A 19558-nucleotide genomic window follows, 5' to 3' on the forward strand; every position below is an offset into this window, starting at 1 on the left:
TTTACGAGCGCCGGGATCCGGAAATTCTGGTGCCCGACCGTTGTGATGCGTTCGGGGCTGTGGCCGATGTTCGACGAGGCGAACGGGCCGACCCCACGGCCCGGAGCCCGGCGCGTGCCCAGGAGCGCCCAGCCGTGCGCGAAGTCGGCGCCGGGCGCCAACTCGGCTCCACCGTCAGCGATTCGGGTCGGAGGGGGGCGGGCGACGCATGGCGCGGGCACATTCTGGAAACGTATCGGCAACTCTCTTGCCGTCCGCGCGGGCTCATCGACTTCGGCCGGATGAACCGGGAGACGACCGCCCTGCTGGACGGTTTCGGCGTACGCGTCGAACCCCGCAGGCCCCTGCGCACCCTCGGCATCGGCACCCAGCAGATGGTCGCGCTGGCCCGCGCCGTCTCCGTCAAGGCACAGGTCGTCGTCATGGACGAACCCACCTCTTCCCTCGAACCACGCGAGGTGGAAACCCTCTTCGGCGTCATCGAGAACCTGCGCGGCCAGGGCATCGGCGTGATCTACGTGAGCCACCGCCTGGACGAGCTCTACCGCATCTGCGACCGTGTCACCGTCCTGCGCGACGGCCGGCACATCCACACCGGCGAACTCGCGGACCTGACCCGGATGCAACTGGTGTCGATGATGCTCGGCCGGGACATGGCCGAGGTCCGCCGCTCCGGTGTGACCAGCTTCAGCGCCGAAGGCCACGACGCGACCCGCACCCCCGTCCTCACCGCGCAGGGCTTGTCCCGCCGTCACCAACTCCACGACGTCTCCATGGCGCTGTACGGCGGCGAGGTGCTCGGCCTCGGCGGGCTGCTCGGCTCCGGGCGCAGCGAGACGGCGAAGGCATTGGCCGGGGCGCTGGCCCTGGACTCCGGAGAGGTCACCGTCGGCGGTCGCAGACTGCGCAGGCTCACCTCCGCGGGCGCCATTGGGGCCGGTATCAGCCTGCTGCCCGAAGACCGCAAGGCCGAAGGTATCGTGCCCGGCCTGTCCGTACGCGAGAACATCGTGCTGGCCGCCCTGCCGCGGCTCTCGCGCGCCGGTGTCGTCTCGCGCGGCCGCCAGGACCGCATTGTCGACATCTCACGGGGTGTACGTCCTGTGCGGCGTGCTGGCAGCGCTCGCCGGCATCCTGGCCACCGCCAGGCTCACCGCGAGCGACCCCTCCTCGCTCGGCATCCTCATGGAGCTCTCCGCCATCACCGCGGTCGTCGTCGGCGGCACCCCACTGAGCGGCGGCTCCATCCGGGTCCTGGGGACCGTCGCGGGCGCCCTGCTGATGCAGTTGCTGCGCGCCACCCTCGTCAAGCACGACCTGCCGGACTCCACCGCACAGATCGCCCAGGCGGCCATCATCATCGCCGCCGTCTACGTCGCCCGGGAGTGTCGGTCCCGATGAACGAAACCTCACCCGCACCGGGAACACCGGTCCGCACACCCGCCAAGACGTCGCCGCAGGCGGGCGGGCCCTCCGCGCCGGCGCCCGCCGCCGAACCCGGCGCCGGGCAGCGCGTCGCGGAACTCGTGCAGCGCCAGGGCGTGCTCGCCGTCCTGCTGACCGTCGTCCTCATCGCGTCATTCGTCTACCCGACGTTCGCCACCCTGGACAACGCCCGCGGTGTCACAGTGCAGGCCTCCTTCCTCGCCGTCGTCGCCCTCGGCATGACCATGGTCGTCATCACCGGCGGCATCGACCTGTCGGTCGGATCCGTGTTCGCCCTGGGCGGTGTGCTCGCCGCCTGGGCCTCGCAATGGGGATTCTTCCCCGCCCTGCTGGTGCCCCTCGTGGTGTGCGGCGCGATCGGACTGCTCAACGGTCTGCTGATCGCCCGCGCCGGGATGGCACCCTTCATCGTCACCCTCGCCTCCCTGCTCGCGGCCCGCGGCCTGCTCCTCGCCTTCACCGACGAGGGCGCGACCACCTACCTGGTGCCCAAGGGCTCCGCTTTCGCCGCGCTCGGCCAGGGCACTGTCTGGGGCTTCGGCCATCCGATCCTGATCGCCCTGGTGCTGTTCGGAGCCGGCGGAGTGCTGCTCCAGCGGACGTCGTTCGGGCAGACCCTGTTCGCCGTCGGGGGCAGCGCGGACGCCGCCACCCTGATGGGGCTGCCCGTCGCCCGTACCAAGATCCTCGTCTACACGCTCAGCGGCCTGCTCGCCGGACTCGCCGGCGCCCTGAACGCCGCCCGGCTGTCCTCCGGCGTCACCATCGTCGGCGTCGGCATGGAACTCGACGCGATCTCCGCCGTCGTCATCGGCGGCACCCTCCTCATCGGCGGCGCCGGCTCCATCAGCGGCACCCTGTGGGGCGTCCTGCTGCTCGCCGTCATCCAGAACCTGATCAATCAGATCGGCTCGCTCAACTCCTCCTACCAGTCGGTCGTCAGCGGCGGCTTCCTTATCGTGGTGGTCGTGGCGCAGCGTTACCTGGCGCGCAGCCGCAGATCCACCTGACCGTCGCGGGCCAGCCAGCTCAAGCCGATCCCAGTCAAGCCGAGGAGTGCCGTGGGCGTCAGCCTCAAGGACGTAGCGCAACGGGCGGGCGTGTCCATCAAGACCGTGTCGAACGTGGTCAACAACTACCAGCACGTCACCCCGAAGATGCGCGCCAAGGTGCAGCAGGCCATCGACGAGCTCGGGTACCGGCCGAACCTCACCGCACGCCATCTGCGCAAGGGCCGCACCGGCATCATCGCCCTCGCCGTACCCGAGTTCGGAAACCCGTACTTCGCGGAACTGGCCGGCGCGGTCGTCGACGCGGCCGCCCGGCACGACTACACCGTGCTGGTCGACCACACCGGCGGACTGCGCGAGAACGAACTCCTCGTCAGCCAGGGATTCCGGTCCCACGTCATCGACGGCCTGATCCTCAGCCCCATTCACCTGGAGACCGAGGACCTCATGGCGCGCACGGAGACCGCCCCGCTGGTCCTGCTGGGGGAGCGCGAGTACGAAGCGCCGTACGACCACATCGCCATCGACAACGTGGCCGCGGCCCGTGCGGCCGTACGCCACCTCCTCGATCTGGGCCACCGGCGGATCGCCTTCCTCGGCTCCCGTACGGGCCGCGAACGCCAGCCCGCCCATCTGCGGCTCCGGGGCTGGCGCGAGGAGCTCGCGGCCGCCGGCCTCGCGCCGGACGAGGCGCTGGTCGTGGTGACCGACGGCTACGGCCGCGCCGACGGAGCCGCCGCTATGGCCGCCCTGCTGGATCGTGGTGAGCAGCCCGACGCCGTCTTCGCCTACAACGACCTCATCGCCATCGGTGCGATGCGCACGCTCACCGAACGCGGGCTGCGCATCCCCGCCGACGTGGCCGTGGTCGGGTTCGACGACATCGAGGAGAGCCGGTACGGAGCAACCACACTCACCACCGTCGCCCCGGACAAGGAAACCATCGCCCGTCTCGCCGTCGACAGCCTCGTCGAAAGGCTGACGGGCGACGCCGGGTCCGAGCCGCGCCGGCCACGCCCCGGCTACCGCCTCGTCGTCCGCGAATCGACCGGGCCGCGGACTCGCGGATAGAGCTGCCGTCAGCGGGTTCGCCGTACCACTCCGCTTCTCACAAGGATGTCCATGCCTCGCCCCACCATTCGGCGCCACTCCCGAGGGCGAAGACACCCATGTCTGGACCCTCGACTCCGGTACGGGAGTCCGGGCCGACATCCTGACCTACGGCGCCACCCTGCACCGCCTCACGGTGCCCGACACCACCGGAGCCATTGGCTCGGTCGTCCGGTCGCTGGCCACGCTCGACGACTACGCCGGGAAGAGCCCGTACTTCGGCGCCGTCGTCGGCCGCTACGCGAACCGCATCGCCCAGGGGCGCTTCACCCTCGACGGTGTCACCCACCACATCCCCGCCAACGACCGCGGGCACGCACTGCACGGCGGCCCCGACGGCTTCCACGCCAGACTGTGGCAGGCCTTCCCGTACGAGACCGGGATCTCGGCACCTGCGTCCGCCTCCGCAGACGTCGTGGCGCTCCGGCTCACCCTGCACAGCCCCCACGGGGACATGGGTTTCCCCGGCGCGCTCGATGTCACCGTGACGTACACGCTCGACGCCACCGGCACGCTGGCCGTCGACTACGCCTCCACGACCGACCGCCCGACGGTGCTCAACCTCACCAACCACGCCTACTTCGACCTGGCCGGCGAGGCAGACATCCGCGGCCACACCCTGCAGGTCGACGCCGACGCCTACCTGCCCGTCGGCGGGGACGGCATCCCCGAGGGTTCACCGGTCCCCGTACGGAACACTCCGTTCGACTTCACCGCTCCGCACCCGGTGGGCGAGCGGATGGCGCTGCCCCACGAACAGGTCCGGCTCGCCGGCGGCTTCGACCACTGCTGGGTGCTCCGCGCACCGGCTGCCCCCGGCGGCCTGCGCAGGGCCGCCCGGCTCACCGCGCCCGGCGCCGAACGGATCATGGAGGTGTGGACCACGGAACCCGGCATCCAGGTCTACACCGCCAATCAGCTCGACGGCTCCCTGACGGACGCCGGGGGGCTCCGCCACGGCCCCCACTCGGCGATCTGCCTGGAAACCCAGCACCTGCCCGACTCGCCGAACCGGCCCGACTACCCAAGCACCGTGCTGCGTCCGGGAACGGTAGCCACCAGCCGCACCGAATTCCGGTTCCCGCATCTCGGCGGGTAGCCGGGGTTGTTGCCACGTCAGCAGCCGCGCTCCGGTATCCCGTCGACCAGGGCGGACAGCAGGCCGCCGAGCACCTCGCGCTGTTCGTCGGTCAGTGGAGCCAGGATGTCCTCCGCGGCGTAGCGGCGCGCGCTCCGCAGCGATCTGAGTGTGGCCCGGCCGGTCTCGGTGAGCTCGATCCTGATCACCCGGCGATTGGCGGGATCGGGCACCCGGCGCACCCGGTCGCTCGCCTCCAGGCCGTCGACGAGAGTGGTGACGGCGCGCGGGACCACGTCCAGGCGCCGGGCCAGGTCCGCCATCCGCGGCGGCTGCTCCCGGTGCATGTCGTACTGCGACACGGTCCGCAGCAGTCTGAACTGCGCGGGCGTGATGCCGATCGGTTCCATCTGTAGGCGCTGGATCCGGTGCAGTCGGCGCGTCAGGCGCAGAAGCTGCTCGGCCAGCACGCCGTCGGCGTCCGTGGTGACGTCGGAAGTACTCATGACGGGAACAATATCAGGACCTTGTGCATTGTGAACAGAGGTAACAATGAGCTAGGATCCAGAATTCTCCACACTGCCGAGACCTCACGCTCACGCCTCACCCCACGCCTCACCCCACATCTCAGCCCCACGCCTCACCCCCACGAAGGAGCCCATGCACCCCGATCGACCCACCTGGACACCCCCGCCCCGCGATCCGGCAGTGCCGGAAGAGCCCGCACAGGTGGGCCGTATCCTGCGCCTCTTCCGCCCGTACCGCGGCCGCCTCGCCGTCGTCGGTCTGCTCGTCGCCCTGTCGTCGCTCGTGGCCGTCGCCTCCCCGTTCATGCTTAGGGAGATCCTCGACACCGCAATCCCGCAGGGGCGCACCGGCCTGCTGAGCCTGCTCGCCCTCGGCATGGTTCTCACCGCCGTCGTGACCAGCGTCTTCGGCGTGCTGCAGACCCTGATCTCCACGACGGTCGGCCAGCGCGTCATGCACGACCTGCGCACCGCTGTCTACGCCCAGTTGCAGCGTATGCCGCTGGCGTTCTTCACCCGGACCCGTACCGGCGAGGTCCAGTCCCGTATCGCCAACGACATCGGCGGTATGCAGGCGACGGTGACCTCCACCGCGACCTCGCTCGTCTCCAACCTGACCTCGGTCCTGGCCTCGATCGTCGCCATGCTGGCGCTCGACTGGCGGCTGACCGTCGTCTCCCTGCTCCTGCTGCCGGTCTTCGTCTGGATCAGCCGCCGGGTCGGGCGCGAGCGCAAGCGGATCACGACGCAGCGGCAGAAGCAGATGGCCTCGATGGCCGCCACCGTCACCGAGTCGCTGTCGGTCAGCGGCATCCTGCTGGGCCGCACCATGGGCCGCGCCGATTCCCTCACCCGGTCGTTCGCCGACGAGTCCGAGCGGCTCGTCGACCTCGAAGTGCGGTCCAACATGGCGGGCCGCTGGCGGATGTCCACCATCGGGATCGTCATGGCCGCGATGCCGGCCGTCATCTACTGGGCAGCGGGCCTGGCCATGCAGACCGGTGGCGCGGCCGTCTCGCTCGGCACGCTCGTCGCCTTCGTATCCCTCCAGCAGGGTCTCTTCCGTCCCGCCGTCAGCCTCCTGTCGACCGGCGTGCAGATGCAGGCCTCGCTCGCTCTCTTCCAGCGGATCTTCGAGTATCTCGACCTTCCGGTCGACATCACCGAGCCCGCCGGACCAGTGCGGCTGGACAACATTCGCGGCGAAGTCCGTTTCGCGGACGTCGACTTCGCCTACGACGAGAAGAACGGCCCCACGCTGAGCGGCATCGACATCACTGTCCCGGCCGGCGGCAGCCTGGCCGTCGTCGGCCCCACGGGCTCCGGCAAGAGCACGCTCAGCTATCTGGTGCCGAGGCTCTACGACGTGACCGGCGGCGGCGTCACCCTCGACGGCGTCGACGTGCGCGATCTGGACTTCGACACGCTGGCGCGCGCCGTGGGGGTGGTTTCCCAGGAGACGTACCTCTTCCACGCCTCCGTCGCCGAAAACCTGCGCTTCGCCAAGCCGGACGCGACCGACGACGAGTTGCGCGCCGCTGCTCGGGCGGCACAGATCCACCACCACATAGCCGACCTGCCGGACGGATACGACACCCTGGTCGGCGAGCGCGGCCACCGTTTCTCCGGCGGCGAGAAGCAGCGCCTCGCGATAGCCCGGACCATCCTGCGCGACCCTCCCGTCCTCATCCTCGACGAGGCGACGAGCGCCCTGGACACCCGTACGGAGCACGCTGTGCAGCAGGCCATTGCAGCGCTGTCCGCGGGCCGCACCACGATCACCATCGCCCACCGGCTCTCCACGGTCAGGGACGCCGATGAGATCGTGGTCCTGGACGCTGGGAGAGCAGTCGAACGCGGCACGCACGAGGAGCTGCTCGCGCGGGACGGCAGGTACGCCGCGCTGGTGCGCAGGGACGCCCGGCTCGCCCCCGTCGCTCGCTGAAGGCGTCATCCACCACACACGCGGCAACGCCGCCCCTCCCCTGGGACGGGGGAGAAGCGGCGCCGGGCGAGACCTCGGTCAGACCAGCCAGCCCAGGAAGTGGAAGACGCCGGCGAGAAGGTCGGTGATGAGGTTCATGATCGTGGCTCTCCTTGTGCGATTCGCTCGTGTATCTGTGGGACAGCGATCTGTGGGACAGCGCAGTCGCGGTCTGCAGCCCGTCGATCGCGCACCGTAAGCATCCTGCGCCGTACGGGAGTTGAGCAGCGAATCCCCGCACGACCACGCGTTCGAGGGAACAACCGCTCCCGTGTTCGTGTGTTCGCCTCCGCGACTGGCGCGGGCGCAGCCCCCTGGCTACCGAGAACACGGCACGGTGCGGGTTAGCGTGCCGATATGAAGAAGCAGGCCGCATGCAGGCGCTCCCGGCACGGGCCCCGGCTGACCCGGCGCGGCCGACTGCTGCTGGCGATGGGCGCGATGGCGGTGGCCGGTGCCGTCGTGCTGGTGCCCCTGCTGGCGAAGGACGCGGGCAGGGGCGTGTCGCGCAGTCTCCTGATCCCCGAGGGGTGGCGCTCCACCCAGGTGTACGCCGCGGTCGACAAGGCCCTGGGCGTCGTACCCCGGACCACCGAGAAGGCGGCAGCGTCGGCGCGCCTGAAACTGCCGGGCGGGGCCCGGGGCAACCCGGAGGGCTTCCTCTTCCCGGCCACCTACCCTCTCGGCGAGGAGACGACTCCGGCGGACCTGCTCTCGTACATGGCCGACACGGCCGACAAGGCCTTCGGAGCCGCGCCCGCGGTCTACCGGAACGTCGTCGTCGCCAGCATCGTGCAGGCCGAGGCGGACACCCCCGAGGACATGAGGAAAGTCGCCCGCGTCATCGACAACCGGCTCAGGCGGGGCATGCCGCTCCAGATGGACTCGACCCTCAATTACGCGCTGGACCGCTCGACGCTCGACACCACCCACGCCGACACGAAAATCGACACCCCGTACAACACATACGAGCGGCCCGGCCTGCCGCCCACGCCGATCGGCAACCCGGGCCGACAGGCCATGGACGCCGCGCTGAAGCCCGCACCGGGGGACTGGCTCTACTTCGTCACCGTGGCGCCCGGGGACACCCGCTTCACCGACAGCTACGCCGAACAGCGCAAAAACGTCGAGGAGTTCAACGCCAACCGCAGGAGCGCCGGCAAGAACGCAGGCTGACGGGCTCAGCTGCCCCCGCCCGCGTCCCCGGCACTCACCGGCACCGGCTCGCCTTCCGCTTCCGCGGCCTCCTGTTCCCACACCCGCAGGATCCGGCGCACCGCAGCCCGCCCCGCCCGGTTGGCCCCGACGGTGCTGGCAGAAGGCCCGTACCCCACAAGCTGGACCCGCCGGTCGCGCGAAGCCTGGGTGTCGTCCAGCCGGATGCCACCGCCGGGCTCGCGAAGCCGCAGCGGCGCAAGATGGTCGATCACGGGACGGAAACCGGTGGCCCACAGGATCACGTCGGCGTCGATGGTCCGCCCCTCGGCCCAGGCCACCCCGTTCGGCGTAATGGTGTCGAACATCGGCTGCCGGTCCAGCACGCCCTCGGCCCGGGCCCGCGCGACCGCCTCGGTGACGGGCAGTCCGGTCACCGATACAACGCTCTGCGGCGGCAGTCCGCGCCGCACCCGCTCGTCCACGAGCGCCACCGCCGCGCGCCCCTGGTCCTCACCGAACGGCCCCTCGCGGAAGACGGGCGGCCGACGCGTCACCCACGTCGTCCCGGCAGCGGCGAGCGAGATCTCCATCAGATGCTGTACGCCGGATGTTCCGCCGCCCACGACGACCACGTGCTGCCCGGCGAATTCGCGCGGCCCCTGGTAGTTCGCCGTATGCAGTTGCCGCCCGCGAAAGGTCTCCTGGCCGGGGTAGCGCGGCCAGAACGGCCGGTCCCAGGTGCCCGTCGCGTTGATCAGGGCGCGCGCCGACCAGATGCCTTCGGACGTCTCGACCAGCAGCCGCCCGTCGCTCTGGCTCCCGCGCACCGCCGCCACGTCCACCGAACGGCGCACCAGCAGCCCGAAGGTGCGCTCGTAGGCCGCGAAGTACTCCCCTACGACCTCTGCGGAGGGGCGGCCGCCGTCGGCGCCCGTCAGCTGCATGCCGGGCAGGGCATGCATGCCGTGGACCTTGCCGTACGTCAGCGTGGGCCAACGGAACTGCCATGCGCCGCCCGGGCGCGGGGAGTGGTCGAGGACGACGAAGTCGCGGCCTGGCTCCAGGCCGGCGCGGCGCAGATGGAAGGCGCTGGACAGCCCCGCCTGCCCGGCGCCGATGACCACTACGTCCACGTCCCGCACCCCAATATTGTTCACGATTCTACTAACGGGGTGGGCGGGTCGGATCTTCCCGGTGCTCCCCAGGTACTTTCCGGTGATGTGGGTACGGTGCCGGAATGACCACCGTCGAATACGTGTACCGGGTGGACGCGCCCGCGGGAAGCGCCGGCTGGCGCCCGCTGGGGGAGCGCTACCGAGGGACCATCACCACCGCTACCGAGCCCGAGGATGCCGAGTTCGTGGCGGCGATGGTGGTGCGCGACCTTGCGGCCCAGTGGGACCACGACGGTTCGGGCGTGCACCATGTGCGCATCTGCGTCTGGCGCGAGGAGGAGGGCGTCGGCCCCGAGGACGCCGAATGCACGGTCGAGGTCCAGCCCGACCTGGACGCCCTCCCGGACGCGTAGCGGGGTCCCCGCCTGCCGCCTCACATACTGTCCCTGAGAGAGGATGGATCCATGTCCGACGTCTTCACCACCCGCATCCTGCGCGTCGCCACCGGCTCGGACGAGACGGTGGCCGACCTGACGCAGGAGTGTGAAAGCTTCCTCGCGCAGGCCGCGCACGGCAGGGACGGCCTGCTCAATATCTTCGTGCCGCACGCGACGGCAGGCATCGCGATCCTGGAGACCGGCGCCGGGAGTGACAGCGACCTCCTCGCGGCGCTCCACACCCTGCTCCCGGCCGACGACCGCTGGCAGCACCGCCACGGCACGCCGGGCCACGGCCGGGACCACGTACTTCCCGCACTGGTCCCTCCGCACGCCACGCTGCCGGTGGTGGCGGGCCGGCTGGAACTGGGCACCTGGCAGTCGGTCTGTCTGGTCGACACCAACAAGGACAACCCCGACCGCCAGGTGCGTCTCAGCTTCCTGGGCTGATCGGGGCCGTCCCGAAGGCGCTGAGCCGCAAGCTGCGGCTGCCCTTGCTGGGCCTGTCCCGCTTGGCTAGGCCTGTCCCGCTTCGAGTTCGGCCATGCGCTGGAACTCGCCCAGGTCGTAATTGGCCAGCGTGGAGTCGAGGTTGGTGAGCGCGCCGAGGTGCTCGATGAAGCCCTTCGGGTCGTACTCGATCTGGAGCGTCACTCGGCTCTGCGTCTCGCTGATGCGGTGGAAGGTGACCACCCCGGCGTGGCGCACGCCTTCGGTGGTTTTCCAGGCGATGCGGTTCTCCGGCACCACCTCGGTCAGTTCCGCGACAAAGCGCTTGTCCGCGCCCGGCAGCGAGACCTGCCAGGCGAAGAGCCGGTCGTCGATGGGTTCGACGTGCTTGACGTGGCTCAGGAAGGCGGGCCAGCGCGTGACGTCGCTCCACAAAGCCCAGCTGACGGATACGGGCGCCTTGATGTCGATGGTCTCGACGACTGAGGACGACATATGAGCTCCTGGATACGCGGGGACAATTCTTCGTGCGCCATCCGGTACCCCGTTGTACGGCTTCAATCGCCCCCGCTCGTGACCGGTCCGGCCTGCGGTCTCCCGAGTCCACTCGCGTCGGCGTGCTGTGCGACGCGGGGGAGCCCGCAGACAGGGTCCTGCCGAACCCTCTCAGGACTGGGGGCGTCGGCCGTGATTCGCGCCGTTCTTACGACGTGCCTTCTTCTTGCGGCGTCGCTTCGAGGCCATGGCAGTCTCCTCTCTCCGTTGCATCAGTGATGCTTTCGCCGGTTTTTACCATTTAATGCTGGTATCGCATCGGTGATTGCCGGAGCCCATACCCGGGACCCGCAGCGCCACTCCTCGCAGTGAGTCGGCTCACCGCCGGGACCGGGCCTTACTTGCCGCGTTGCAGCGATCGCAGTCCCTGGGCGGCGTGACGGACTCCGGTGCCCAAGGCCTCGCCGAGCCGGTCCTGCTCGTCGGGGGCCGACTGGCCGGGCGACTTCTTCGTCAGCGGTTCGGCGCTGAGGCCGCTCAACGGTGACCGGCCGGGCGACGTGTTGTCGGCCTGGGCGGCAGGCGCGAAGGCCGCGAGAGCGACGGTGCCTGCTGCGGCGGCTTGGAGAAGGCGATTCACATTCATGCCCCGTCCAACGCCGCGTCAGGCAAAAAGGGCACGCGTGGGAGGACTCGCCCCTCAGATACGGCCTCAGACATGGCCCTCAGACGTGCCCCTCAGGCGTGGCCCTCAGATATGGATCGACGCCTCGCCCGTCACTCGGATACCGGTGCGCTGGCCCGGACGTACGGCAACGGGTCCGGCGACTCGGATCTCGACCGGGGCCTCCAGGCCGTCGACGGATACGGCGACCATCGCGTCGTGCCCGAAGAAGGTCACCTCGGTCACGGTGCCCTGAACCGCCGTTTCGCTCCCGGTGAGTTGCAGTTGCTCGGGCCGTAGCAGGACGGTGCCCTCGCGCCGGGCACCCTCGGGCGCGGTGAGGGGCAGCCGGCCCAGGGGAGTGGCTGCCGTGCTGCTGTCGGCGGTGCCGGGGAGCAGGACCGTGTCACCGACGACGCGGGCCACCCAGGGGTCCGCCGGGCGGCCGTAGACCGCCTGCGGGGTGTCGCACTGGGCGATCCTCCCGTTACGGACGACGGCGACCAGGTCCGCCATGGAAAGGGCTTCCTGCTGGTCGTGGGTGACCAGGAGCGCGGTGGCTCCGGTAGCGCGCAGCGCGGTGCGTACGTCCGTCCGGACACCCGTGCGCAGGCTGCTGTCGAGGGCGTTGAACGGTTCGTCGAGCAGGACCAGCGCGGGGCGCGGCGCCAGGGCCCGGGCCAGGGCGATGCGCTGCTGCTGGCCGCCGGAGAGCTCGTGCGGCATGCGGTCGCCGTAGCCATCGAGGCCGACCAGGTCGAGCATCTCCTGTGTACGGCGCCGCCGGGCGCTGCGGTCGAGGTCGGGGAGTCCGAAGGCCACGTTCCGTTCGACGCTCAAGTGCGGGAAGAGCGCGCCCTCTTGGGGGACGATACCGATGCGGCGGTTCTCCGGGGGCAGATGCACTCCGGGGCCGGTCAGGGTGCGTCCGCCGACGGAAATGGTGCCCGCGTCGGCGCGCAGAAAACCGGCGATCACGCGGAGCAGAGTGGTCTTGCCGCAGCCCGAGGGGCCGAGCACGGCGGCCAGGGCGCCGCCGGGGACGGTCAGGTCGAGCCCGTCGAGCACGGCTGCCTCGCCCGGTCGGCCGCGGCCGTATGCCTTGGACACTCCGGTGATCTGAAGATCGTTCATGTGCGGTGCCTCCCGAGGAGGTAGGAGGGGATGGCGGCCAGCAGGATCAGCACCGCCGCGTAGGGCGCGGCGGCGGCGAACGATCCGGTTCCGGTCTCCGTCCAGAGACGGGTGGCGAGGGTGTCCATACCGGTGGGACGCAGCAGGAGGGTCGCGGGCAGTTCCTTCATGCACACGACGAAGGTCAGTGCGGCCCCGGCAGCGACGCCGGGCGCGGCCAACGGCACCGTGATCTCGCGCAGCACGCGCAGCGGACTGCGGCCGAGCGAGCGGGCGACGTCCTCCAGGACTGGCGGGGACTGAAGCACCGCGGCCCGCGTGGCGGCCACCGCGACCGGCAGAAAGAGCACGGCGTATGCGCAGACCAGCAGCGGGAGTTCCTGGTAGAGCGGTTCGGCGTAACGGACCGCGAAGAAGACCAGGGACAGCGCCACAGTGATGCCCGGGAGCGCGTGGCCCGCGTAGGCGGACTGCTCCAGCAGATGGGCGGCCCGTCCCTGGTGGCGGGCGGCGATGATCCCGACAGGCAGGGCGAGCAGGGTGGTGAGCGCGGCGCCCGCGGCGGCGACGCCGAGGGTCGTGCCGGCGATGTCGAGGAGCCCGGCGGGGTCCCATGTCGCGGAGCTGCCGACGGCGAGCCAGTACCCGAGTGTGGCCAGCGGAGTGAGCACCGCGACGGCGGTGACGGCCGCGCACCATGCCAGCGCGGGTGCCCGCCATCGGCCCAACGGCACCGGGACGGCGGGGCGGGCGGTCCCCGTACCCGTTCTGGCGTGCCCCGCGCGGCCGCGGGTTCGCGCTTCGGCGGCGACCAGCAGGACGGTCATCACCACCAGTACGACGCTGAGCGCGGCGGCCGGGGTCCGGTCGAAGCTGGCCCGGTAGGAGTTGTAGATGCCGCGGGTGAAGGTGTCGTAGCGCATCAGGGACACTGCGCCGAAGTCGGAAAGCACGTACAGCGCGACCAGCACCGCGCCCCCGGCCGCTGCGGGGCGTATCTGTGGAAGCGTGACGTGCAGGAACGTCCGCAGGGGGCCGAGACCGAGCGAGCGGGAGACTTCCTCCTGCGCCGGATCGGTGCCCCGCAGCGCGGCCGTGACGGGCAGATAGACGTACGGGAAGCTCACCAGCGTCAGCGCGAGCGCCGCCCCGGTGAAGCCCGCGAGTTCGGGGAACGCGGACAGCCACGCGAACGCGGCGACGTAACTGGGCACGGCGAGCGGCAGGGTCACCAGCACCGACCAGGCCCGGGCGCCGGGGAGGGCGGTGCGTACGGTCAGCCAGGCCAGCGATACGCCCAGCAGCAGGCAGGCCGTTACGACGACGGCGGCGAGTCCCAGGCTGCGGCCGAGCAGTTGGGCCGTGCGCTCGTCCGCGACGACGTCCCAGGCGAAGGCGGGGCCGCGCTCCAGAGAGCGCACCCCCAGGTAACCGAGAGGAAGCAGCGCGAACACCGCGGCGACGGCTGCGGGAATGGTCAGGACGGCCGGTGGTCGGCGGGCGGCGCGCAGCCGCCCGCCCGGCTCGGGAGGGCCGGGCGGGCGGGCGGCGGGATCCGTCGCTTCGACGGGACCCTTGATGGGCATGACGGCTCAGACCATCCCGACGTCCTGGAGCATCTTCAGGGTCTCCTGAAGCGATTCGAGCTCGCCGAGGTCGATCTTTGGCGCATCGAGCGAGTCCAGCGCCGGCAGGTCCTGGACCGTACTGGTGACACCGGCTGCCAGCGGATACTCCTTGGTGTCGTCCGCGAAGTACGTCTGTGCCTTCTTGGAGAGCAGGAAGTCCACGGCCTTCTGCGCCACCGGGGCCTGGTCGCTGCCCTTGAGGACGCCGACTCCGGCCGTGTTGACGAGCGAACCCGGGTCGCCGCCGGGCAGGAAGTGAATCTTCGCGCCGACCTTGGCCTCGCCCTTCTCGGCGACCTGCTCGTACCAGTAGTAGTGGTTGACCAGCCCCAGGGAGACCTGTCCCTCGCCGACCGCGTCCAGCACCTTGAGGTTGCTCTCGTACACCTTGGGGTCGTTGGCCTTGAGGCCCTTGAGCCAGGTGCGCGTGGCGTTGTCGCCCTCAAGGACGCGCATGCCGGTGACGAAGGACTGGAAGGAGGCGTTGGTCGGGACGTATCCGACCTTGCCCTTCCACTCGGGCTTGGTCAGCTCGTGCACGCTGTCCGGCACCTTGCTGACCTGGCCGGGGTTGTAGGCGAGGACGCGGACGCGGCCCGATGTGCCGACCCAGTCGCCGGCGCCGCCCCGGAACGCCGGGTCGACCCGGTTCAGCGATGCCTGCGGCAGCTTCTTCAGCAGACCCTTCGTCGAGAGGGCACCGAGGGCTCCGGCGTCCTGGGAGAAGAACAGGCCGGCCTTGGTCTTGTCGCCCTCCTCCTGGATCTGGGCTGCCAGTTCGGCGCTGTCGCCGTAGCGGACGGCGACCGTCGTGCCGACGGCCTTCTCCAGTTCTTCCAGGAGCGGCTTGACCAGATTCTCGTTGCGACCGGAGTAGATCACGAGCCCGGCGTCGTCGAGGTCACTGCCGCAGCCTGCGACGGCGGGGAGAAGGATCGCTGCCGCGCAGAGCGCGGTCAGACGTCGGACCAAGGGGCGTCGCATGGGAAGCCTTCCTGCATGGCTCGCACCCGTCGCCGCGCATCGCGTCGTCAGGGGCGAGCGGCGTAGCGGTGCCGCGGGGAACCTGTGAACGCCCCATAAATAAGGTAAAGCTAACCTAAACGTCAAGAGTGACGTACGCAACGTTCGCCCGCCCTCGTCGAGCGGCGAAGCCGAACCTATCAGCAGCTTTTCCGCGGATCGTCCGCGGGTGGGATGTAACGTCCCTGTGACTGTCATATCAGGTAAGCCTTTCCTAAAATGGGATCGTGACAGCACCTTCCGGCCTGCTCCCAGGCACCAAGACCGTCCCGTTCGCCAGCAGCCTGTCGGCTCACGGCGACCGCACGGCAGTCATCACCGCCGACGGCCCGCTGTCCTACCGTGAGCTCGCCGAACGGGTGGACGCGACGGCCCGCCGGCTCGGCCCGGCCCGTCGACTGGTCCTGCTCGTCGGCGCCGCCACCGTCGACGCCCTCGTCGTCCACCTCGCGGCCCTGGCGGCCGGGCACCCCGTCCTGCTCGTGCCCGGCGACCATCCTGAGGCGGTGCGGTCACTCATCGACGCGTACGACCCGGACATTGTGGCGCGCCCTGACGGCGGGACGTGGGTCCTCGACGAGCGGCGGCCGGTCTCCGCGCACGACCTGCACCCGGATCTGGCGCTGCTGCTCAGCACCTCGGGCTCGACGGGATCACCGAAGCTCGTCCGGCTGTCGCACGAGAACCTTCAGGCCAACGCCGAGTCCATCGCCGAGTACCTGGGCATCCGGGACACCGACCGCGCCGCCACCACCCTGCCGATGCACTACTGCTACGGGCTCTCCGTCATCCACAGCCATCTGCTGCGCGGCGCCGGCCTGATCCTCACCGACCTGTCGGTCGCCGACCGTTGCTTCTGGGAGCTGTTCCGGGCAGGCCGCGGGTCCGCGTTCGCCGGGGTCCCGTACACCTTCGACCTCCTCGACCGGGTCGGCTTCGCCACCATGGACCTGCCCCACCTGCGCTACATCACCCAGGCGGGCGGGCGGCTGGCGCCCGACCGGGTCGCCCGGTACGCCGCCCTTGGCCGGGCCGCCGGCTGGGACCTCTTCGTGATGTACGGGCAGACCGAGGCGACGGCCCGTATGGCCTACCTGCCGCCGGATCTCGCGGAAAGCCGTCCCGAGGCAGCCGGACTCGCGATCCCCGGCGGCTCCTTCCGGCTCCAGCCGCTGCCTGACTGGCCCGCGGAGAACACCGGTGAGCTGGTGTACGCCGGACCCAACGTCATGCTCGGCTACGCGCGAACGCCGGAAGACCTCCGGCTGGGCCGCACGGTCGACGAACTGCACACCGGGGACATCGCACGGCGTACACCGGACGGACTCTACGAAGTCGTCGGACGGCGCAGCGGGTTCGCCAAGATCCTCGGCCTGCGGATCGACTCCCAGCAGGTGGAGGTCATGCTGCGGCGACACGGGATCACCTCCTGCTGCACCGTCGACGACGACCGGCTGGCGGTGGCTGTCACAGGGCACCCGGGCGTGGGCGACGACGTTCGGGCGCGGCGTCTGGTGACCGCGGAGTGCGGCCTGCCGGCGCGCGCCGTGCGTGTCAGTGTCGTCCCGGAACTGCCCCGGCTCGCCACGGGAAAGCCCGACTACCGCGCGGTCCGTGAGCTGACCCGGAGCGAGATGGCTGCCGGCGCAGAGGTATCCGTCCCGGCACAACGGCAGGCGTCCCCGGAACGCGTTGATCTGCGCCGGCTGTACGCGCGGATCCTCGACCGGGACGACGTCACCGACGGCAGCAGTTTCGTGGGCCTGGGCGGCGATTCCCTGTCGTACGTCGAGTTGTCACTGCACCTCGAAGGAGCCCTGGGGCATCTTCCCGACAGCTGGCACACTATGGCGATCCGTGAACTGCGGCGAGCGACAAGGCAGTCGGCGGGCGAGCTGCGGAGCACGCGCCGCCGCGCACTGGACACCACCGTCGCCCTGCGTGCCGCGGCCATCGTCCTGATCGTCGGCTCACACATCGGACTCTTCACAGTGAAGGGCGGAGCCCACGTGCTGCTGGGCGTGGCGGGGTACAACTTCGCGCGCTTCCACCTCGGCCGCGCCGACCGCCGAGACCGCCTGCGGAACGTGGCGCGGAGTATCGCGCGGATCGCCGTGCCGAGTATGGCCTGGCTGGCTCTGATGCTGCTCGTCACGAACGACTACGGGTTCACCAACGTCTTCCTGCTCACCAGCCTCCTCGGACCGAACGACGGCTTCTGGTTCATCGAGGTACTGGTCTACCTGCTCGTCGCCCTCGCCGCGGTGCTGTCCGTGCCCGTGGTGGACCGCGCGGAGAGGCGTTTGCCGTTCCTCTTCCCGCTGGCCGTGGCGTCCCTCGCGCTGATCGGCCGCTACGACCTCTTCGGCCTGGATACCCGAGGCCATGTGCCCCTGGTGGTCGGGGTCTGCTGGCTCTTCGCGCTGGGCTGGGCCGCGGGGAAAGCAACCACTGTGGGGCAGCGGCTGTTGGTGAACACCGCTGCCGTGCTGGCCGTGCCGGGGTTCTTCCTCGGGGACCCGGTCCGGGAGGGCGTCGTCATCGGTGGCCTGACGCTGCTGATCTGGGTCCGGAGTGTGCCGAGCCTGGCCCTGGTCAACCGCGTCGCGGGCGTACTCGCGGGCAGTTCGCTCTACATCTACCTGACGCACTGGCAGGTCTTCCCGCGTTTCGAGGGCCAGTTCCCGATGGTCGCGCTGGCCGCCTCGCTCGTCATCGGTGTCGGGTACGCCGCACTGGCCACCCGGGTGATGCGGTGGCGGCCGTCGTCCCTGCGCGCCCGGCGCGGGGACGCGACCGGGCGCGCAAAGGGTGTCCGTCTCCCTCAGGCAGCCCTGAACTGCGCGCGCAGATACGCGTCGAAGACACGGGAGCCGAGCAGCCGGCGGGTATGAACGAGTGCCTTCGCCGCCGGCGTGACGACGTACCGTGCGCGCGGCCGGGTGCTGAGGACGGCCCGCTCGATCACCCGGGCCACGGCCTCGGGCGGGGCGCTGAGCGCCTTCGACCGGTAGGACTTCGCCATCTGCTCGCCGGCGGCGAGATTCAGCCCGGCGTACGGCCCGGACGGCGCGGCCGAGCCGCCCAGGGTGCGGGCGGCGGTCTCACCGAAGGCCGTGCGGATCAGACCGGGCTCGACGAGGCTGACCCGGATGCCGAACGGCGCCGCCTCGAAGCGCAGTGCGTCGCTGAGGGCTTCGACGGCGTACTTGCTGGCGTGGTAATAACCGCCGGCCGGGAAGACGAGCCGTCCGCCCATGGAGCCGACGTTGACGATGCGCCCGCGGCCTTGGGCCCGCATGCCGGGCAGCACCAGCTGGGCCATGCGGCTCAGCCCGAACACGTTCGTTTCGAACTGGCGCCGTACCGCGTCCAGATCGGTCTCCTCGACCGTGCCGTACTGTCCGTAACCCGCGTTGTTGACCAGGGCGCCCACCGCGCCGTGCGCCGCCTCCACGGTTTCGACTGCGGCGCGCATGGACTCCTCGTCGGTGACGTCCAGCGCCAGAACGCGGGCGCCTGACTCGGCGAGATCCGCGATCGCCTCGGGGCGCCGGGCAGTCGCGTACACGGTGAGCCCCGGCCGGCGGGCCAGCCGCTCGACGGTGATCCTGCCGATGCCCGACGACGTGCCGGTGATCAGAACTGCGGTCATGATGACTCCTGGTCCAGGGGTGCGGCAGAGCCCGCGAGGAGAAGTGCCACGCCGTGGCGCAGCCGTCGCAGGGGCACGTGCGGGTCCGAAAGGTCGGCCTCCAGGCCGCGGGTGAGCGCGAGCAGCAGCTCCGCCAGCTCAGGGGCGTCGGCGTCCGGGCGCCGGGACCGGATGGTGCCGGTGAGCAGCTCGGCCATGGCGGCCGTGTACTGCGCCTCCAGATCGGTCGTCAGGCGGGCCTCGGAGCCCAGGAGCTCGGCGGCGTGCGGGCTGTCCCGCCAGATGCGCAGAACCAGTTCCAGCTTGGCCGTGAGGAGGGCGGTGACCTGGTCGGTCAGGCTTCCGTCGGCGTCGGCGCTCGCCCGCGAGGCCGTCAGCGCCTCGTCGAAAAGACGCTGGGCGACCCGGCGGTACGCGTCGTCCTTGTTGCGTACGTACTGATACACCGCTCCGCGTGACATGCCCGCCTCGCGTGCGATGTCCTCCATGGTGGTACGGCGCACTCCGTGCCGGGTGAAGCACAGGTACGCGGCGTCGAGGATCCGTCCAACCCGTTCGTCCAACATGCTGACAATCGTTGCACTGAATGTCAGGTTGTGCAAACCTGGGTCAGGCACTCACACCTGCAGTCCGGCACCACCGAC

General features: G+C 70.5%; 17 protein-coding genes and 3 pseudogenes. 10 read left to right on the forward strand and 10 right to left on the reverse strand.

Annotated elements, in window-relative coordinates:
* Positions 1-260: 260 nt before the first annotated feature.
* The 5 genes and pseudogenes from ACU6WZ_RS26825 to ACU6WZ_RS26845 all read left to right on the forward strand — a co-directional run.
* Positions 261-1089, forward strand: a pseudogene (locus ACU6WZ_RS26825) (ATP-binding cassette domain-containing protein); the annotation flags it as partial.
* Positions 1090-1401, forward strand: a pseudogene (locus ACU6WZ_RS26830) (ABC transporter permease subunit); the annotation flags it as partial.
* A complete protein-coding gene (locus ACU6WZ_RS26835; RefSeq protein WP_447034272.1) occupies positions 1398-2456 on the forward strand; it encodes an ABC transporter permease in 1059 nt (352 codons plus the stop codon). The pseudogene ACU6WZ_RS26830 and the gene ACU6WZ_RS26835, both read left to right, overlap by 4 nt.
* Positions 2457-2507: 51 nt before the next feature.
* Complete coding sequence (locus ACU6WZ_RS26840) at positions 2508-3527, forward strand: LacI family DNA-binding transcriptional regulator (RefSeq protein WP_447030758.1); 1020 nt, start codon at positions 2508-2510, stop codon at positions 3525-3527.
* Between the two features lie 64 nt (positions 3528-3591).
* Positions 3592-4665: pseudogene (locus ACU6WZ_RS26845) on the forward strand (aldose epimerase family protein); the annotation flags it as partial.
* Between the two features lie 17 nt (positions 4666-4682).
* On the opposite strand, the gene ACU6WZ_RS26850 reads toward ACU6WZ_RS26845, so the two are convergent.
* Positions 4683-5150: a MarR family winged helix-turn-helix transcriptional regulator gene (locus tag ACU6WZ_RS26850; RefSeq protein WP_447030759.1), complete on the reverse strand. Its 468-nt coding sequence runs from the start codon at positions 5148-5150 to the stop codon at positions 4683-4685.
* Positions 5151-5304: 154 nt separating this feature from the next.
* Between ACU6WZ_RS26850 and ACU6WZ_RS26855 the strand changes: the two genes are divergently transcribed.
* Both ACU6WZ_RS26855 and mltG read left to right on the forward strand, forming a co-directional pair.
* On the forward strand, positions 5305-7116 hold the full coding sequence (locus ACU6WZ_RS26855; RefSeq protein ID WP_447030760.1) for an ABC transporter ATP-binding protein: 1812 nt from the start codon (positions 5305-5307) through the stop codon (positions 7114-7116).
* Positions 7117-7512: 396 nt separating this feature from the next.
* Positions 7513-8331, forward strand: a complete 819-nt coding sequence (mltG, locus tag ACU6WZ_RS26860; RefSeq protein ID WP_447030761.1) for an endolytic transglycosylase MltG — start codon at positions 7513-7515, stop codon at positions 8329-8331.
* A gap of 5 nt (positions 8332-8336) precedes the next feature.
* Here the strand turns inward: mltG and ACU6WZ_RS26865 are convergent, their stop codons facing one another.
* Entirely contained in the window at positions 8337-9455 is a 1119-nt protein-coding gene (locus tag ACU6WZ_RS26865; protein WP_447030762.1) for an NAD(P)-binding domain-containing protein, read from the reverse strand.
* A gap of 95 nt (positions 9456-9550) precedes the next feature.
* Between ACU6WZ_RS26865 and ACU6WZ_RS26870 the strand changes: the two genes are divergently transcribed.
* Positions 9551-9841: a hypothetical protein gene (locus tag ACU6WZ_RS26870; protein WP_447030763.1), complete on the forward strand. Its 291-nt coding sequence runs from the start codon at positions 9551-9553 to the stop codon at positions 9839-9841.
* 51 nt (positions 9842-9892) lie between these two features.
* Entirely contained in the window at positions 9893-10315 is a 423-nt protein-coding gene (locus ACU6WZ_RS26875; RefSeq protein WP_447030764.1) for a secondary thiamine-phosphate synthase enzyme YjbQ, read from the forward strand.
* Between the two features lie 66 nt (positions 10316-10381).
* Here ACU6WZ_RS26875 and ACU6WZ_RS26880 read toward each other — a convergent pair whose 3' ends face one another.
* From ACU6WZ_RS26880 to ACU6WZ_RS26905, 6 genes are all read right to left on the reverse strand, one after another.
* Positions 10382-10810: an SRPBCC family protein gene (locus tag ACU6WZ_RS26880; RefSeq protein ID WP_447030765.1), complete on the reverse strand. Its 429-nt coding sequence runs from the start codon at positions 10808-10810 to the stop codon at positions 10382-10384.
* A gap of 171 nt (positions 10811-10981) precedes the next feature.
* Complete coding sequence (locus tag ACU6WZ_RS26885) at positions 10982-11059, reverse strand: 50S ribosomal protein bL37 (RefSeq protein WP_434600273.1); 78 nt, start codon at positions 11057-11059, stop codon at positions 10982-10984.
* A gap of 148 nt (positions 11060-11207) precedes the next feature.
* On the reverse strand, positions 11208-11456 hold the full coding sequence (locus ACU6WZ_RS26890) for a hypothetical protein (protein ID WP_447030766.1): 249 nt from the start codon (positions 11454-11456) through the stop codon (positions 11208-11210).
* Between the two features lie 105 nt (positions 11457-11561).
* Positions 11562-12608: an ABC transporter ATP-binding protein gene (locus tag ACU6WZ_RS26895; protein ID WP_447030767.1), complete on the reverse strand. Its 1047-nt coding sequence runs from the start codon at positions 12606-12608 to the stop codon at positions 11562-11564.
* On the reverse strand, positions 12605-14194 hold the full coding sequence (locus tag ACU6WZ_RS26900) for an ABC transporter permease (protein WP_447030768.1): 1590 nt from the start codon (positions 14192-14194) through the stop codon (positions 12605-12607). Before ACU6WZ_RS26900 ends, ACU6WZ_RS26895 begins: the two co-directional genes overlap by 4 nt.
* A gap of 6 nt (positions 14195-14200) precedes the next feature.
* On the reverse strand, positions 14201-15220 hold the full coding sequence (locus ACU6WZ_RS26905) for an iron ABC transporter substrate-binding protein (protein WP_447030769.1): 1020 nt from the start codon (positions 15218-15220) through the stop codon (positions 14201-14203).
* A 266-nt stretch (positions 15221-15486) separates the two neighbouring features.
* Between ACU6WZ_RS26905 and ACU6WZ_RS26910 the strand changes: the two genes are divergently transcribed.
* Positions 15487-18153: an AMP-binding protein gene (locus tag ACU6WZ_RS26910; protein WP_447030770.1), complete on the forward strand. Its 2667-nt coding sequence runs from the start codon at positions 15487-15489 to the stop codon at positions 18151-18153.
* Here ACU6WZ_RS26910 and ACU6WZ_RS26915 read toward each other — a convergent pair.
* Positions 18084-18914 (reverse strand): oxidoreductase, encoded by an 831-nt coding sequence (locus ACU6WZ_RS26915; RefSeq protein WP_447030771.1) that lies wholly within the window; start codon positions 18912-18914, stop codon positions 18084-18086. The two genes, ACU6WZ_RS26910 and ACU6WZ_RS26915, sit on opposite strands and share 70 nt — an antisense overlap.
* Positions 18911-19480: a TetR/AcrR family transcriptional regulator gene (locus ACU6WZ_RS26920; RefSeq protein WP_447030772.1), complete on the reverse strand. Its 570-nt coding sequence runs from the start codon at positions 19478-19480 to the stop codon at positions 18911-18913. Before ACU6WZ_RS26920 ends, ACU6WZ_RS26915 begins: the two co-directional genes overlap by 4 nt.
* Positions 19481-19558 lie beyond the last annotated feature (78 nt).

The organism is Streptomyces hypolithicus (genome assembly GCF_052934925.1).

Coding starts and splice junctions, on each gene's coding strand:
- ACU6WZ_RS26835 (WP_447034272.1), top strand. CDS start 1,398: ATGAACGAAACCTCACCCGCACCGGGAACACCGGTCCGCACACCCGCC.
- ACU6WZ_RS26850 (WP_447030759.1), bottom strand. CDS start 5,150: ATGAGTACTTCCGACGTCACCACGGACGCCGACGGCGTGCTGGCCGAG.
- ACU6WZ_RS26855 (WP_447030760.1), top strand. CDS start 5,305: ATGCACCCCGATCGACCCACCTGGACACCCCCGCCCCGCGATCCGGCA.
- mltG (WP_447030761.1), top strand. CDS start 7,513: ATGAAGAAGCAGGCCGCATGCAGGCGCTCCCGGCACGGGCCCCGGCTG.
- ACU6WZ_RS26870 (WP_447030763.1), top strand. CDS start 9,551: ATGACCACCGTCGAATACGTGTACCGGGTGGACGCGCCCGCGGGAAGC.
- ACU6WZ_RS26875 (WP_447030764.1), top strand. CDS start 9,893: ATGTCCGACGTCTTCACCACCCGCATCCTGCGCGTCGCCACCGGCTCG.
- ACU6WZ_RS26880 (WP_447030765.1), bottom strand. CDS start 10,810: ATGTCGTCCTCAGTCGTCGAGACCATCGACATCAAGGCGCCCGTATCC.
- ACU6WZ_RS26885 (WP_434600273.1), bottom strand. CDS start 11,059: ATGGCCTCGAAGCGACGCCGCAAGAAGAAGGCACGTCGTAAGAACGGC.
- ACU6WZ_RS26890 (WP_447030766.1), bottom strand. CDS start 11,456: ATGAATGTGAATCGCCTTCTCCAAGCCGCCGCAGCAGGCACCGTCGCT.
- ACU6WZ_RS26895 (WP_447030767.1), bottom strand. CDS start 12,608: ATGAACGATCTTCAGATCACCGGAGTGTCCAAGGCATACGGCCGCGGC.
- ACU6WZ_RS26900 (WP_447030768.1), bottom strand. CDS start 14,194: ATGCCCATCAAGGGTCCCGTCGAAGCGACGGATCCCGCCGCCCGCCCG.
- ACU6WZ_RS26905 (WP_447030769.1), bottom strand. CDS start 15,220: ATGCGACGCCCCTTGGTCCGACGTCTGACCGCGCTCTGCGCGGCAGCG.
- ACU6WZ_RS26915 (WP_447030771.1), bottom strand. CDS start 18,914: ATGACCGCAGTTCTGATCACCGGCACGTCGTCGGGCATCGGCAGGATC.
- ACU6WZ_RS26920 (WP_447030772.1), bottom strand. CDS start 19,480: ATGTTGGACGAACGGGTTGGACGGATCCTCGACGCCGCGTACCTGTGC.